Source organism: Pseudomonas sp. TE6288, from assembly GCF_054062095.1.
In genome coordinates, this window is record NZ_JBSSEW010000008.1 from 124775 (window position 1) to 139606 (window position 14832).

A 14832-nucleotide genomic window follows, 5' to 3' on the forward strand; every position below is an offset into this window, starting at 1 on the left:
ATGGATGCGCTGGCCCCATCGCTGGCAAGCCAGCTCCCACAGGGACCGCATCGACCTCAGGAGCTGCATCGAACCTGTGGGAGCCGGCTTGCCGGCGAAGGGCCTGGCCTGCCCCACAGGGCCCGGAATCAAACGTTCTGCCGCTCACCCTTCGGATCGAAGAACACCGAAGACACGATCTCGGCCTCGATCACGCTGCCATCGGCCTGCGGCGAATAGACCCGCTCGCCCAGGCGCTTGAGGCCGCCCTTGACCACGCCCATGGCGAACGAATAGCCCAGAGAGTTGGCCGCGTAGCTGGAGGTGACGTGGCCGACCATGTCCATCGGGATCGGCTGCTTGGGGTCGAACACCAACTGGGCGCCTTCCGGCAGCCACACGTTCGGGTCCACGGGCTTGAGGCCCACCAGTTGCTTGCGATTGTCGCGGGTGGTGTCTTCACGGTTCATGCCGCGCAGGCCGATCCACGAGAAGGCCTTGTTGCGGCCCACGCACCAGCTCATGTTGAGGTCGTCCGGGGTCATCGAGCCGTCGGTGTCCTGGCCGACGATGATGAAGCCCTTCTCGGCGCGCAGCACGTGCATGGTCTCGGTGCCGTACGGGGTCAGGTTGTACTTTTTGCCCGCCTCGACGATCTGTTCCAACACGCCCATGGCGTAGTTGGCCTGCACGTTGATCTCGTACGACAGCTCGCCGGTGAACGAGATGCGGAACACCCGCGCCGGCACGCCGCCGACCAGGCCTTCCTTCCAGCTCATGAACGGGAAGCCGTCCTTGTCCAGGTCGATGTCGCTGACGTCGGCCAGCAGCTTGCGGCTGTTGGGCCCGGACAGGGTCATGGTCGCCCAGTGGTCGGTGACCGAGGTGAAGAACACCTTCATTTCCGGCCATTCGGTCTGGTGGTACAGCTCCAGCCACTGCAGCACGCGAGCGGCGCCGCCGGTGGTGGTGGTCATGATGAAGTGGTTGTCGCCGACGCAGGCGGTCACGCCGTCGTCGAAGACCATGCCGTCTTCCTTGCACATCAGGCCGTAGCGGGCCTTGCCCACGTCGAGCTTGGTCCAGGCGTTGGTGTAGATGCGGTTGAGGAACTCGCGGGCGTCAGGGCCCTGGATGTCGATCTTGCCCAGGGTCGAGGCGTCCAGCAGGCCGACGCTGTCACGCACGGCCTTGCACTCGCGGGCCACCGCGGTGTGGATATCTTCGCCGGGCTTGGGGAAGTACCACGGGCGCTTCCATTGGCCGACGTCCTCGAACTCGGCGCCGTTCTTGATGTGCCAGGCATGCAGGGCGGTGAAGCGCACCGGCTCGAACAGGTGGCCGCAGTGCCGGCCTGCTACCGCGCCGAAGGTCACCGGCGTGTAGTTGGGGCGGAACATGGTGGTGCCCATTTCCGGGATGCCGATCCCGAGCGAGCGGGCGGCGATGGCCAGGCCGTTGATGTTGCCCAGCTTGCCCTGGTCGGTGCCAAAGCCCAGGGCGGTGTAGCGCTTGACGTGCTCGACCGACTCGAAGCCTTCGCGGGTGGCCAGCTCGATGGCCGCGGCGGTGACGTCGTTCTGTTGGTCGACGAACTGCTTCGGCGCACGGGCGGTGCCTTTGTCGTGGGGCACTTGGAACAGGGCCACGGTGGCCTCTTCCTTGCGTGCCAGGGTTTTCGGCAGGGTGCCGACGCTGGCCTTGAAGCCGGCCTCGGTGGCAGCGCGAACACCGCCTTCGAAACCGTCGGCGATCACGTCCCCAAGGGCATAGACGCCGTTCACGCCACCGACGCACACGCGTTTCTGCGGGGCATCGCCCGGCACGAAGCCGAGGATGTCTTCACGCCACACCGGGCGACCGCCCAGGTGCGAGGCCAGGTGCACCACCGGGCTGTAGCCGCCGGAGGTGGCGATCAGGTCGCAGTCGAGGGTTTCACCAGGGCTGGTGACCTTGTGCGCCTGCACATCGATGGCGGCCACGCGGGCGCCGGTGACGTGCTTGCTGCCCTTGGCCTCGATCACGGCGCTGGAGGTGAGGATGCGAATGCCTTTGGCGCGAGCCTCTTCGACCAGCGAGCCACGCGGGTTGTGGCGGGCGTCGGCGATGGCGACCACTTGCAGGCCGGCATCGTGCCAGTCCAACGCGGCACGGTAGGCGTGGTCGTTGTTGGTCGACAGCACCAGCTTGCGGCCCGGGGCCACGCCATAGCGGCGCACGTAGGTGGATACGGCGCCAGCCAGCATGTTGCCCGGCAGGTCGTTGTTGCCGTACACCAATGGACGCTCATGGGCGCCAGCAGCCAGCACTACACGATTGGCACGTACACGGTGCACGCGCTGGCGCACCTGGCCGATCGGGGCGCGGTCACCAAGGTGGTCGGTAAGACGCTCGTGGATGGTCAGGAAGTTGTGGTCGTGATAGCCATTGACCGTGCTGCGTGGCAACAGGGTGACTTCCGGCAGCGACTCCAGTTCGGCGACAACGGCATTGACCCAATCGGAGGCTGGTTTGCCATCGAGGGTTTCGCGGCTGTCGAGCAAGGTGCCGCCGAACTCTTCCTGCTCGTCGGCCAGGATCACCCGTGCGCCACTACGGGCGGCAGCCAGCGCGGCGGCCAGGCCGGCAGGGCCGGCGCCGACGATCAGCACGTCGCAGTGCTGGTTCATGTAGTCGTAGCTGTCCGGATCATTCTGCAGCGGCGCGCGGCCGAGGCCCGCCGCCTTGCGGATGTACTTCTCGTAGGTCATCCAGAACGACTTGGGGTACATGAAGGTCTTGTAGTAGAACCCGGGCGGCATCATGCTGCCGCCGACCTTGCCGATGATGCCCATCATGTCGTTGTTGACGTTCGGCCAGCCGTTGGTGCTGGTGGCCACCAGGCCTGCGTACAGGGCCTGCTGGGTGGCGCGCACGTTGGGGATCTGGGTAGCTTCGCTGGCGCCGATCTGCAGGATCGCATTCGGCTCTTCGGTACCGGCGGCGATGATCCCGCGGGGGCGCGAGTACTTGAAGCTGCGCCCGACGATGTCGACGCCGTTGGCCAGCAGCGCGGCGGCCAGGGTGTCGCCGGCATAGCCCTGATAGGTCTTGCCGTTGAAGGTGAAATTCAGCACCTTGCTGCGGTCGATACGGCCGCCGCTGGCGAGGCGATAGGTCTGGCTCATACTTTTTCCCCTTGGCCCTTGGCGGTCGCTGGCGCGCTGCTCTGTTTCGAGGCGGCGGTGACCTGAGGCTTCTCGCCGATCTTGTAGGTTTCCAGAATCTCGTAGGTCACGGTGTCGCGGGTGACGTTGAAGTACTGGCGGCAGCCGGCAACGTGGTCCCACAGCTCGTGGTGGATGCCACGCGGGTTGTCGCGGAAGAACATGTAGGTGCCCCACTCCTCGTCGGAGCAGGCGTTCGGGTCCAGCGGGCGGGCGATATGCGCCTGGCCGGACGCGTGGAATTCTTCCTCGGAGCGCAGCTCGCCGCAGTGGGGACAGAAGATGTGCAACATGACGGTTGTCTCCGGGGTCAGTGGGCGACGGCAGCGGCGCCGTGTTCGTCGATCAGCGCGCCGTTGTAGAAACGGTCGATGGAGAAAGGCGCGGCCAGCTGGTGCATCTCGCCCTTGGCCAGGCTGGCGGCAAACACGTTGCCCGAGCCCGGGGTGGCCTTGAAGCCGCCAGTGCCCCAGCCGCAGTTGAAGAACATGTTCTTCACCGGGGTCTTGGAGATGATCGGGCAGGCGTCGGGGGTGGTGTCGACGATGCCGCCCCACTGGCGATTCATGCGCACGCGCGAGAGGATCGGGAACATCTCGACGATCGCCTGCAGGGTGTGCTCGATGACCGGGTACGAACCGCGCTGGCCGTAGCCGACCCAACCGTCGATACCGGCGCCGATCACCAGGTCGCCCTTGTCGGACTGGCTGATGTAGCCGTGCACGGCGTTGGACATGATCACGCTGTCGATGATCGGCTTGATCGGCTCCGATACCAGTGCCTGCAGCGGGTGCGACTCCAGCGGCAGGCGGAAGCCGGCGAGCTTGGCCATGTGCCCGGAGTTGCCTGCGGTGACCACGCCGACGCGCTTGGCGCCGATGAAGCCCTTGTTCGTTTCAACCCCGATCACCGCGCCGTTTTCTTTACGGAAGCCGATCACCTCGGTCTGCTGGATCAAGTCCACGCCCAGGGCGTCGGCGGCACGGGCGAAGCCCCAGGCCACGGCATCGTGGCGGGCCACGCCGCCACGGCGCTGCACGGTGGCACCGAGGATCGGGTAGCGGGTGTTCTTCGAGCAGTCGAGATAGGGGATCTCGGCCGCCACCTGTTCGGTGCGGATCAGCTCGCCGTCGACGCCGTTGAGGCGGTTGGCGTTGACCCGGCGCTCGGAGTCGCGGATGTCCTGCAGGGTGTGGCACAGGTTGTAGACGCCGCGCTGGGAGAACATCACGTTGTAGTTGATGTCCTGCGAAAGGCCTTCCCACAGCTTCATGGCGTGCTCGTACAAGTGCGCCGACTCATCCCACAGGTAGTTGGAACGCACGATGGTGGTGTTACGGGCAGTGTTGCCGCCGCCCAGGTAGCCCTTCTCGATCACCGCGACGTTGGTGATGCCGTGCTCCTTGGCCAGGTAGTAGGCGGTAGCCAGGCCATGGCCGCCACCGCCGACGATGACCACGTCGTAGACCTTCTTCGGCGTCGGCGTGCGCCACATGCGCTGCCAGTTCTCGTGGTGGCTGAGGGAGTGCTTGAAGAGGCCGAAGCCCGAATAACGTTGCATGGTGTTCTGCTCCACTCAGCGGTAGACCGGGAAGTCGGCGCACAGCGCGGCGACGTTCTTGGCCACATCGGCCTCGACATCGGCGTCGCCCAGGTTGTCGAGCACATCGCAGATCCAGCCGGCCAGCGCAGTGCACTGGGCAACCTTGAAGCCACGGGTGGTGACGGCCGGGGTACCGATGCGCAGGCCCGAGGTGACGAACGGCGACTGCGGGTCGTTGGGCACGGCGTTCTTGTTGACGGTGATATGGGCGCGGCCGAGGGCTGCGTCAGCGTCCTTGCCGGTCAGGCCCTGGCGGATCAGGCTGACCAGGAACAGGTGGTTGTCGGTACCGCCGGACACCACGTCGTAGCCGCGCTCGATGAATACCTGGGCCATGGCCTGGGCGTTTTCGATGACTTGTTTCTGGTAGGCCTTGAATTCGGGCTCCAGCGCCTCCTTGAAGCACACCGCCTTGGCGGCGATCACATGCATCAGCGGGCCGCCCTGGGCGCCGGGGAACACGGCGGCGTTGAGCTTTTTCTCGATCTCTTCGTTGGACTTGGCCAGGATCAGGCCGCCACGCGGCCCGCGCAGGGTCTTGTGGGTGGTAGTGGTGACCACGTCGGCGAACGGGATCGGGTTCGGGTACAGCCCCGCGGCGACCAGCCCGGCGACGTGGGCCATGTCGACGAACAGCAGCGCGCCGACTTTATCGGCGATCTGGCGGAAACGCGGGAAGTCCAGGGTCTTGGAGTAGGCCGAGAAGCCGGCGACGATCATCTTCGGCTTGTGTTCCACCGCCAGGCGCTCGACTTCGTCGTAGTCGATCAAGCCGGTTGCGGTGTCGATCCCGTATTGAACGGCGTTGTACAGCTTGCCCGAGGACGACACCTTGGCGCCGTGGGTCAGGTGGCCGCCGTGGGCCAGGCTCATGCCCAGGATGGTGTCGCCAGCCTGCAGCAGGGCCAGGTACACAGCGCCGTTGGCCGAGGAGCCGGAGTGCGGCTGGACGTTGGCGTAATCGGCACCGAACAGCTGCTTGGCGCGCTCGATGGCCAGCGCCTCGACTTTGTCCACATGCTCGCAGCCACCGTAGTAGCGCTTGCCCGGGTAGCCTTCGGCGTACTTGTTGGTCAGGCCGCTGCCCTGGGCCTGCATCACGCGCTTGCTGGTGTAGTTCTCCGAGGCGATCAGCTCGATGTGATCTTCCTGGCGCTGCTCCTCGGCATTCATCGCCGCCAGCAGTGCGTCGTCGTAACCCTGGATCTGGTCTTGCTTGCTGAACATCGTGTATCTCCCGGCAGCGATCGTTTCTTGTCTGGTGAGGGTTTTCCCACCCTTTGCAGCGATGGTATGACCGGGCACGGCGGTACAGATGCCTGCGCGCGCCTTGCAATGGCGCGTTTACGACATTGCTACCCCAAGCGCCACACAGCCCTGTGGGAGCCGGCTTGCCGGCGATGGGGCCAGACGTAGAACCATCGCTGGTTGAGCGGACGCTATCGCCGGCAAGCCGGCTCCCACAGGGATAGCGTTGGCCTGTATAGGCAACCGCCGAATCGATGGTTTAGAGTGCGTGCCTGCGTCGTAAAAAGGACAGGCGTCATGACCAATAACAACCAGCAATTCGCCAGCGACAACTATTCCGGCATCTGCCCCGAAGCCTGGGCCGCGATGGAAAAGGCCAACCAGGGTCACGAACGCGCCTACGGCGACGACCAGTGGACCGAACGCGCCTCGGAGTACTTCCGCAAGTTGTTCGAGACCGACTGCGAAGTGTTCTTCGCTTTCAACGGCACCGCCGCCAACTCCCTGGCCCTGGCCTCGCTGTGCCAGAGCTACCACAGCGTGATCTGTTCCGAGACCGCCCACGTCGAGACCGACGAATGCGGCGCGCCGGAGTTCTTCTCCAACGGCTCCAAGCTGCTCACCGCGCCTAGCGTCAACGGCAAGCTCACCCCCGAGTCAATCCGCGAAGTGGCGCTCAAGCGCCAGGACATCCACTACCCCAAACCACGGGTGGTGACCCTTACCCAAGCCACCGAAGTGGGTACCGTCTACCGCCCCGACGAGCTCAAGGCGATCAGCGCCACCTGCAAGGAACTGGGCCTGAACCTGCACATGGACGGCGCGCGCTTCACCAATGCCTGCGCGTTCCTCGGCTGTTCGCCGGCCGAGCTGACCTGGAAGTCTGGCGTGGATGTGCTGTGTTTTGGTGGCACCAAGAACGGCATGGCGGTGGGCGAGGCGATCCTGTTCTTCAACCGCGACCTGGCCGAAGACTTCGACTACCGCTGCAAGCAGGCCGGGCAGCTGGCGTCGAAGATGCGCTTCTTGTCCGCACCGTGGGTCGGGCTGCTCGAAGACGGCGCGTGGATGCGCCATGGCCAGCACGCCAACCACTGCGCGCAGTTGCTCGCATCGCTGGTGAGTGACCTGCCGGGGGTGGAGCTGATGTTCCCGGTTGAGGCCAACGGGGTGTTCCTGCAGATGCCGGAACCTGCGCTGGAGGCGCTGCGCAACAAAGGCTGGCGTTTCTATACCTTCATCGGTAGCGGTGGTGCGCGGTTCATGTGCTCGTGGGATACCGAAGAGGCGCGGGTGCGTGAACTGGCGGCGGATATCCGCGCCATCGTTGGTGCCTGACAGACCGTAATCGCGGGGCAAGCCCGCTCCCACGCAACTTTCGTGGGAGCGGGCTTGCCCCGCGATTGTTTTACAGCCTGAACCCACCCATCTGCCGCGCCAGGTCATCGGCCAGCCCACGCAGCGCCTGGCACTCCTCGCGGCAATCCTGCACCTCGGCGGCTGTCTGCCGCGCCAGGTCGGAAATGCCCTGGACCGTCCGGTTGATCTCCTCGGTCACCGCCGACTGTTCCTCGGTGGCGGTGGCCACCTGCTCGTTCATGCCGCTGATGCGCTCGACCTGATCGGTGATCGCGCCGAGCGAGGTCCCGGTGCGCTGGCTCGACTCGACACCGTTGCCGGTGGCCGTTTGCCCGGCCTGCATCGACGCCACCGCCGTGCCGGCGCCGTGCTTGAGGCGCTGGATCATCTGCTGCACTTCGTCGGTGGACACCTGGGTGCGCCGCGCCAAGGTGCGCACTTCATCGGCGACAACCGCGAAGCCTCGCCCCATCTCGCCGGCCCGCGCCGCCTCGATGGCGGCGTTGAGCGCCAGCAGGTTGGTCTGCTCGGAGATGCTGCGGATCACCGCCAGCACTTCATCGATCGAGGCAACCTCGTCGGCCAGCTGGGTCACGGCCTCGGCAGCGCGGCCAATCTCCCCGGACATGCCCTCGATGTTGTGGATGGAGCGGCGCACCACTTCCCGCGCCTGCAAGGCCTCGTCCCGCGCCGACTGCGAGGCGTGGGCGGCGGAGCCGGCGTTCTGGGCGATGTCCTGCACGGTAAGGCCCATCTCGTGCACGGCGGTGGCGACCATCTCGGTCATTTCCTGCTGGCGGCCCGAGCGCTCGGCGGTGTTGTCCACCACCTGGGTCACCTGCTCCACCGACTGGTGCAGACGTTCGGTGGTGCGCAGCACCTCGCCGATCAGACCGCGCTGGCTGTCGAGGAAACGGTTGAAACCCCGGGCCAGGTCACCCAGTTCGTCCTGGCGCGCATCGTCCAGGCGATGGCTGAGGTCGCCCGCGCCGCCGCCGATCTGCACCAGCGCCGCGGTGACCTGGCGGATCGGCCGCACCAACCCGCGCGCCAGCAGCACCACCAGCAACAACGAGATCAGCGCCACGCCGCCGCCAATCAGGCAGGTCTGCCAGATGGCCTGGCGCGCCTGGGCGTAGATCTCGGCTTCCGGCACTTCGGCCACCAGCGTCCAGTTCAGGTCGCGCAAGGGCAAGCCCAAGGCCAGGTAGTCCTCGCCATCACGTTGCAAACGGCTGCTGCGCAGGCCCTCGCCGCCCACCAGCACAGCCTTCGCCGACTCGACGTCCAGTTGCTCGGCAAGTTGACGCTTGCCGCTGAACTGCTGGTCGGGATGGACCTGGATCAGCCCGTCGTTGCGCACCAGGAACACCTTGCCGTGCTCGCCGAAGCTGAAGTCGTGGATCAGCTTGGACAGCTCGGTCATGCGCAGGCCCATGCCTGCCACGCCCACCAGCTGGCCGGCCTTTTCCACGCGATAGTCGATGAACAGCGCCAGCTCCCCCGTGGAGCCATCGATGTCGATGTTCAGCATGCGTTCGGCGCCGCTGTCGATGTAGCCGTAGAACCAGTTGTCCTTGGGGTTGGCGCGGCTGAGGGTGCGGTCCAGGCCTTTTTCGTTGTAGTAGTTGCCGCTCACCGTGGAGGCGAACAGGGTGGTAAAGGCGTGGTTGCGCTGCTTGGCGGCGTCGAGGTACTCGATGAACGCCGGCAAAGCGGCGGGGTCTTCACCGGCAGCCAGCCAGTCACGCAGGAGGGTGTTGCCGGCAATATCCGCGGCCGCCACCAGCGGGCGGCCGAGCATGCGCTCGATATCGTTGCGGATGGCCTCGATACTGGCCGGCAAGGCCGTATCCACCAGGTAGCGCTCGGTAAGGCGGTTGAGCGCCACCGTGTAGATCGCCACCACCACCAGGATACTCGCCAACAGGGCGGCGCCCATGCTCGCGATCAATTGCCATTGGATGCTCCGCCGCCAGATGCGCATGTGCCACTCCCCGATAATTATTGTTTTTCGGGAAGTGTATACACTTAAGTATCCAGTTGTTCCAGTGATCTGCGACAAGCTGGACGCCTTCATCGCGGGGCAAGTCGGATCGCCGCATCGCCGCTCCCACGAAGCCGCACGATGGCGTCAGTCAGACGTCGGAGACGGCCTTGCTGATGGCATCGACCGTGGCGTCGATCTGCGCCTGGGTGCGCTCGAGGGTGCGGTCGTGCTCGCGCTGCAGTTCGATCTGCTTGGAGCACAGGTTCAGGGCGGCCAGCACCAGCAGCTTGTCGCCGATCAGGGTCGGGTAGCTGCGCTTGGTCTCGGCCAGGGCGACATTGAGCATGCGCACGGCCTGGTTCAGGGTTTCTTCCTGGCCCTCGGGGGCCTTCAGCGAATAGTCGTTGCCCAGGATCGACACGACGTTGACCGGCTGCGCTTGCAGTCTCATGCGTTCACGACACCTGCGCTGGCGCGCTCGACCAAGGCCTGGATGCGCGCGGCGGTGGCGCCGTGCTTCTCTTCCTGCTCCATGAGCGACAACTGCAGGCTGTCGTTCTCTTCCTTGGCCTGGGCCAGTTCCTGGCTGAGGCTGGTGTTCTGTTCGGCCAGCTGTGCGTTCTTGTGCATCAGGTCGCTGACCAGTTGCTCGAGTTGATTCAGGGAAGTTTCCAACATGCGTCTATCTCGGTTGTTGCAAAGGGCGCACACGATAAGGAAAAACCTGCGCCCCCGCCATTAAATATCGGATTCAAAAGGTGTTTGCCGGGTTCAGGTTGACCCAGGATCACCGCCCTTGTTCCGACCTGGGTCAACCGCTGGTCAGGAAAATAGTTAGCTGCCTCACAATTTTATCAAGTCGGCCTAAAGACTGGTCGGTCGCGACCGATAGGCAGGCAGGTCTTCTTCCGTCGCATGGATCGCGGCACCTCTTCTGCCTTGGAAACCGCCTCCATGTCCTTACGCAATATGAATATCGCGCCCCGCGCGTTGCTCGGGTTCGCCGTGATCGGTGTGCTGATGCTCGGCCTGGGTATCTTCTCGCTGATCCAGATGGGCAACATCCGCCAGGCCGGCGTGACCATCGAAGAAGTCAGCGTGCCCAGCATCAAGACCCTCGACGAGCTGACCGCGCTGAACCTGCGCCTGCGCACCCTCTCCTACCGCCTGCTGCTCAACCGCGAGCCAGCCACCCAGCAAGACACCCTGCGCCTGCTGGACGAGCGCAACGCGCAGATCGACAAGGCGCGCCGCGCCTACGAGCCGCTGGTGACCGCCGCCGACGAGAAGGCCGCCTTCGACCAGTACGGCCTGCTGCTCAACCAGTACCGCCAGCTCGAGGCGCGCATGCGCAGCCTGAGCCAGGCCGGCGACCTCGATGCCCTGCGTGACCTGCTCAACCGCGACCTGCTGGACAACTCCGAGCAGATCAACAAAGTCATGGACGCGCTGGTGCGCATCAACACCGACCAGACCAGCGCCACCAACGCCCAGGCGGCCGAGCAGTACAGCGGCGCCTTCGCCCTGGTCATCAGCCTGCTGGTGGCGGCCACGGTGCTGACCTTGCTGTTCGCCTTCCTCCTCACCCGCAGCATCGTCAAGCCCATCGACGAGGCGCTCAAGGCCGCCGAGCAGATCGCCGAAGGCGACCTGACCCACAGCATTCACGCCGACGGCACCGATGAGGCCGCGCGCCTGCTCAAGGCCATGGCCAAGATGCAGGACAAGCTGCGCGACACCCTGCAGCTGATCGCCGGCTCCGCCACCCAGCTGGCCTCCGCCGCAGAAGAGCTGAACAGCGTGACCGACGAAAGCGCCCGTGGCCTGCAGCAGCAGAACAACGAGATCGAGCAGGCCGCCACCGCCGTTACCGAGATGACCAGTGCCGTCGAAGAAGTCGCACGCAACGCGGTCAGCACTTCGGAAGCCTCCAGCGAAGCCAGCCGTTCGGCCGGCGATGGCCGCGACCTGGTACTGGAGACCGTGGGCGCCATCGAGCGCATGAGCGGCGATGTGCAGGCCACCGCCAAGCTGATCGCACACCTCGCCGAGCAGTCCCGTGATATCGGCAAGGTGCTCGACGTGATCCGTGGCCTGGCCGACCAGACCAACCTGCTGGCGCTCAACGCCGCCATCGAGGCCGCCCGCGCCGGCGAGGCAGGCCGTGGTTTTGCCGTGGTTGCCGACGAAGTGCGCGCCCTGGCCCACCGCACCCAGCAGTCCACCAGCGAGATCGAGCGGATGATCGGCAGCATCCAGGGTGGTACCGAGCAGGCGGTGGACTCGATGCGCACCAGCACCGAGCGCGCCGAATCGACCCTGAACATCGCCCGTGGCGCGGGCCTGGCGCTGGACACCATCGCCGGCGCGGTGGCGCAGATCAACGAGCGTAACCTGGTGATCGCCAGCGCCGCCGAGGAGCAGGCCCAGGTGGCCCGCGAGGTGGACCGCAACCTGGTGAACATCAACGACCTGTCGGTGCAGAGCGCCACCGGGGCGCACCAGACCAGCGCGGCGAGTGCCGAGCTATCCCGTCTGGCAGTAGATCTGAACGGGTTGGTGGCGCGGTTCCGCACCTGATCCTCAAACGCATCGCGGGGCAAGCCCGCTCCCACCAGCCTCACTGCGTGGGAGCGGGCTTGCCCCGCGATCGCCTCCGATTGAGGATCAATACTCGATCCGCACATCCCCCTTCGGCACGCTGCAGCACGACAGGATGTAGCCCTCGGCCTCATCCTCCTCGGTGATCCCGCCGTTGTGCTCCATCTCCACCTCGCCGCCGAGCTTGAGTACCTTGCAGGTGCCGCAGATACCCATGCCGCAGGCCTTGGGGATCATCAGCCCGACCTTGGCCGCCGCCGCATGCACGGTCTCGCCCGGGGCCACGCGGATGCTCTTGTCGCTGCCGACGAACTCCACCAGATTCAGATCTGCCACATCCACTTCCGGTGCATCGGCCGCCGCTTCGGCGTGCTCCACCGCGTCGGCCTTGGCTTCAGGCGGCGTCGCGCCGAACGATTCCTCGTGGTAGTTCTTCATGTCGAAGCCGACCGCTTCGAGCATGCGCTTGACCGCGCTCATGTAGGGCGTGGGGCCGCAGCAGAATATGGTGCGCTCGAGGTAGTCCGGGGCGATCAGCTCCATCAACCGCTGGTTCAAGTAGCCGCGATAACCCGCCCACGGCTCGCCCAGCCCATGCTTCTCGCAAATGATATGCAGGCTGAAGTTGGGGATGCGCGAGGCCATCTGCTCCAGCTCACGGTGGTAGATGATGTCTTTCGGCGAGCGGGCGCTGTGCACGAAGACCATGTCGACATTGGCGTTGGTGTCGTAGAACCAGCGCGCCATGGACATCACCGGGGTGATGCCCACGCCGCCGGACAGGTACAGCGTCTTGCCGGCCGGGAAGTCGATGGCGTTGAACAGCCCCACCGGCCCGTGCACCGGCAGCTCGGCGCCTTCGTGCATGGTGTCGTGAAGGAAGTTCGACACCAGCCCGCCCGGTACGCGCTTGACGGTGATCGAGAAGCTGTAAGGCACTGACGGCGAGCTGGAGATGGTGTACGAACGCATCACCGGCTTGCCTTCGATCTCCAGCTCCAGGGTGACGAACTGCCCGGGCTTGAAGAAGAACATGATCGGCTGGTCGGCCATGAAGCAGAAGGTGCGCACGTCCCAGGTTTCCTGGATGACCTTGACGCAGCGCACGATGTGGCGGCCATTGGCCCAGGTCTGGGTGGTAACCGGATTGAGGAAGGTATCGGACATGTTCATCTCCAGCAGCCGACTGTCGGCCTTTCTTATGGCTCCGATAATGCGCATAGCGCCGCCTGCGTACATTCCCATCCGCGACATCGGCGTGCTTATCGCGACCAGCCCCGCGCTACAAGGGCTGGCGCGTCGGAATTCGATGCGGCCATGTCGCCCGTGGATATGGTCCTTTCCCTGCCCGGACGCACACTCCTCGGCAAAACAACACGCTGTTTATCCCGAAGAACAGCCTTGCGGCACTACAACAACGATTAGCCACTTCAGCCGGCCGCACGCGGCCACGAGGACCACACGATGGACGTCACCGCAACCCTGAGCCTGGGCGATCCACTGGAACCTGCACGCAAGGCCACCGCCGAGATGCTGCAGACCCGCGAGCGCACCTACTCGCTGCCGCAACCGTTCTACTGCGATGAGCGCCTGTTCCAGATCGACATGCAGGAGATCTTCCACAAGGAGTGGCTGATCGCCGGCATGGTTTGCGAGATCCCGACCAAGGGCAACTACATCACCCTGCAGATCGGCAAGAACCCGATCATCGTGATACGCGGTGCCGAAGGTAAGGTGCATGCCTTCCACAACGTCTGCCGCCACCGCGGCTCGCGCCTGTGCGTCAGCGACAAAGGCAAGGTGGCCAAGCTGGTCTGCCACTATCACCAGTGGACCTACGAACTCGATGGCCGCCTGCTGTTCGCCGGCACCGAGATGGGCGCCGACTTCGACATGAACCAGTACGGGCTCAAGCCTGTGAATGTGAAGGTGGCCGGAGGCTACATCTTCATCAGCCTGGCAGAGAATCCGCCGGCCATCGACGAGTTCCTCGCCACCCTCGACCACTACATGGAACCGTACGACATGGAGAACACCAAGGTGGCGGTGCAGACCACCTTGATGGAAAAGGCCAACTGGAAGCTGGTGCTGGAGAACAACCGCGAGTGCTACCACTGCAGCGGCTCGCACCCGGAGCTGTTGAAGACGCTGCTGGAGTGGGACGACACCAACGACCCCCGCGCCAGCCAGGAATTCAAGGATCACGTGGCCGCCTCGGCCGCTGCCTGGGACGCCGAGAAGATCCCCTACCTGCACAAGAGTCATGGCCTGCGTAATCGCATCGTGCGCATGCCGCTGCTCAAGGGCACCGTGTCGATGACCATGGACGGCAAGGTGGCGTGCAAAAAGCTGATGGGCCGCATCAAGAATCCGGATCTGGGCTCGATGCGCATCCTGCATCTGCCGCATTCGTGGAACCACTGCATGGGCGACCACATGATCGTGTTCACCGTGTGGCCGATCAGTGCGCAGGAGACCATGGTCACCACCAAGTGGCTGGTGCACAAGGATGCGGTGGAGGGGGTGGATTACAACCCTGAAGAGATGCGCAAGGTGTGGGATGCCACCAACGACCAGGATCGGCGGTTGGCGGAGGAGAACCAGCGGGGCATCAATTCCACCGCTTACCAGCCTGGTCCGTACTCCAAGACCTATGAATTTGGTGTGGTCAATTTCATTGATTGGTACAGCCAGCGATTGCTGAACAATCTGGGGGCGGAGCCAGCGGCTTACTTAAGAGAAGTACAAGCCCAGTGAGCGATTGACAATACGCCTGGTTTAATCAATGGCTGCAATGCAGCCATTGATTAAACCAACCCGTAGCATTCGATTGTGTCAACGAACTG

The 14832-nt window shown here is 64.7% G+C and carries 11 protein-coding genes and 2 pseudogenes; 4 read left to right on the forward strand and 9 right to left on the reverse strand.

Annotated elements, in window-relative coordinates; all coding sequences use genetic code 11:
* Positions 1 to 128: 128 nt before the first annotated feature.
* Genes ACVWY1_RS10310 through ACVWY1_RS10325 form a run of 4 tightly spaced genes read right to left on the reverse strand, consistent with a single transcriptional unit; the run spans position 129 to position 6015 of the window.
* Positions 129 to 3146 carry a sarcosine oxidase subunit alpha gene (locus ACVWY1_RS10310; protein ID WP_277502514.1) on the reverse strand — a complete coding sequence of 1006 codons (3018 nt, stop codon included), beginning with the start codon at positions 3144 to 3146 and terminating at the stop codon, positions 129 to 131.
* Complete coding sequence (locus tag ACVWY1_RS10315) at positions 3143 to 3478, reverse strand: sarcosine oxidase subunit delta (protein ID WP_023631299.1); 336 nt, start codon at positions 3476 to 3478, stop codon at positions 3143 to 3145. Before ACVWY1_RS10315 ends, ACVWY1_RS10310 begins: the two co-directional genes overlap by 4 nt.
* A gap of 17 nt (positions 3479 to 3495) precedes the next feature.
* Positions 3496 to 4746, reverse strand: a complete 1251-nt coding sequence (locus tag ACVWY1_RS10320) for a sarcosine oxidase subunit beta family protein (RefSeq protein ID WP_457378225.1) — start codon at positions 4744 to 4746, stop codon at positions 3496 to 3498.
* A 15-nt stretch (positions 4747 to 4761) separates the two neighbouring features.
* Positions 4762 to 6015: a serine hydroxymethyltransferase gene (locus ACVWY1_RS10325; RefSeq protein WP_102681861.1), complete on the reverse strand. Its 1254-nt coding sequence runs from the start codon at positions 6013 to 6015 to the stop codon at positions 4762 to 4764.
* A gap of 318 nt (positions 6016 to 6333) precedes the next feature.
* On the opposite strand from ACVWY1_RS10325, the gene ACVWY1_RS10330 reads away from it, so the two are divergent.
* Complete coding sequence (locus ACVWY1_RS10330) at positions 6334 to 7374, forward strand: threonine aldolase family protein (protein WP_457378226.1); 1041 nt, start codon at positions 6334 to 6336, stop codon at positions 7372 to 7374.
* Between the two features lie 70 nt (positions 7375 to 7444).
* On the opposite strand, the gene ACVWY1_RS10335 is transcribed toward ACVWY1_RS10330, so the two are convergent.
* The 4 genes and pseudogenes from ACVWY1_RS10335 to ACVWY1_RS10350 all read right to left on the reverse strand — a co-directional run bounded on the left by ACVWY1_RS10335 (position 7445) and on the right by ACVWY1_RS10350 (position 10063).
* Positions 7445 to 8182 (reverse strand): methyl-accepting chemotaxis protein, encoded by a 738-nt coding sequence (locus ACVWY1_RS10335; RefSeq protein ID WP_457378256.1) that lies wholly within the window; start codon positions 8180 to 8182, stop codon positions 7445 to 7447.
* A gap of 126 nt (positions 8183 to 8308) precedes the next feature.
* Positions 8309 to 9475, reverse strand: a pseudogene (locus ACVWY1_RS10340) (cache domain-containing protein); the annotation flags it as partial.
* 58 nt (positions 9476 to 9533) lie between these two features.
* Positions 9534 to 9836, reverse strand: coding sequence for a cell division protein ZapA (locus tag ACVWY1_RS10345; protein ID WP_023630184.1), 303 nt, complete (start codon positions 9834 to 9836; stop codon positions 9534 to 9536).
* The gene (locus tag ACVWY1_RS10350) at positions 9833 to 10063 is read right to left on the reverse strand and encodes a hypothetical protein (RefSeq protein WP_102681859.1); all 231 of its coding nucleotides are present in this window, start codon (positions 10061 to 10063) and stop codon (positions 9833 to 9835) included. The genes ACVWY1_RS10345 and ACVWY1_RS10350 overlap by 4 nt, the downstream gene beginning before the upstream one ends.
* Before the next feature lie 291 nt (positions 10064 to 10354).
* On the opposite strand from ACVWY1_RS10350, the pseudogene ACVWY1_RS10355 reads away from it, so the two are divergent.
* A pseudogene (locus ACVWY1_RS10355) lies at positions 10355 to 11110 on the forward strand (MCP four helix bundle domain-containing protein); the annotation flags it as partial.
* A complete protein-coding gene (locus ACVWY1_RS10360) occupies positions 11102 to 11965 on the forward strand; it encodes a methyl-accepting chemotaxis protein (protein ID WP_371920989.1) in 864 nt (287 codons plus the stop codon). The pseudogene ACVWY1_RS10355 and the gene ACVWY1_RS10360, both read left to right, overlap by 9 nt.
* An 87-nt stretch (positions 11966 to 12052) precedes the next feature.
* Here the strand turns inward: ACVWY1_RS10360 and gbcB are convergent, their stop codons facing one another.
* A complete protein-coding gene (gbcB, locus tag ACVWY1_RS10365; RefSeq protein WP_046857453.1) occupies positions 12053 to 13153 on the reverse strand; it encodes a glycine-betaine demethylase subunit GbcB in 1101 nt (366 codons plus the stop codon).
* 297 nt (positions 13154 to 13450) lie between these two features.
* Here gbcB and gbcA point away from each other — a divergent pair, with 297 nt between their 5' ends.
* Complete coding sequence (gene gbcA / locus ACVWY1_RS10370) at positions 13451 to 14743, forward strand: glycine-betaine demethylase subunit GbcA (protein ID WP_102681858.1); 1293 nt, start codon at positions 13451 to 13453, stop codon at positions 14741 to 14743.
* Positions 14744 to 14832 lie beyond the last annotated feature (89 nt).

Excerpts from the sequence above, each read along its gene's own strand:
- ACVWY1_RS10310 (WP_277502514.1), bottom strand. The coding sequence starts at position 3,146 with ATGAGCCAGACCTATCGCCTCGCCAGCGGCGGCCGTATCGACCGCAGC.
- ACVWY1_RS10315 (WP_023631299.1), bottom strand. The coding sequence starts at position 3,478 with ATGTTGCACATCTTCTGTCCCCACTGCGGCGAGCTGCGCTCCGAGGAA.
- ACVWY1_RS10320 (WP_457378225.1), bottom strand. The coding sequence starts at position 4,746 with ATGCAACGTTATTCGGGCTTCGGCCTCTTCAAGCACTCCCTCAGCCAC.
- ACVWY1_RS10325 (WP_102681861.1), bottom strand. The coding sequence starts at position 6,015 with ATGTTCAGCAAGCAAGACCAGATCCAGGGTTACGACGACGCACTGCTG.
- ACVWY1_RS10330 (WP_457378226.1), top strand. The coding sequence starts at position 6,334 with ATGACCAATAACAACCAGCAATTCGCCAGCGACAACTATTCCGGCATC.
- ACVWY1_RS10335 (WP_457378256.1), bottom strand. The coding sequence starts at position 8,182 with ATGACCGAGATGGTCGCCACCGCCGTGCACGAGATGGGCCTTACCGTG.
- ACVWY1_RS10345 (WP_023630184.1), bottom strand. The coding sequence starts at position 9,836 with ATGAGACTGCAAGCGCAGCCGGTCAACGTCGTGTCGATCCTGGGCAAC.
- ACVWY1_RS10350 (WP_102681859.1), bottom strand. The coding sequence starts at position 10,063 with ATGTTGGAAACTTCCCTGAATCAACTCGAGCAACTGGTCAGCGACCTG.
- ACVWY1_RS10360 (WP_371920989.1), top strand. The coding sequence starts at position 11,102 with ATGCAGGACAAGCTGCGCGACACCCTGCAGCTGATCGCCGGCTCCGCC.
- gbcB (WP_046857453.1), bottom strand. The coding sequence starts at position 13,153 with ATGTCCGATACCTTCCTCAATCCGGTTACCACCCAGACCTGGGCCAAT.
- gbcA (WP_102681858.1), top strand. The coding sequence starts at position 13,451 with ATGGACGTCACCGCAACCCTGAGCCTGGGCGATCCACTGGAACCTGCA.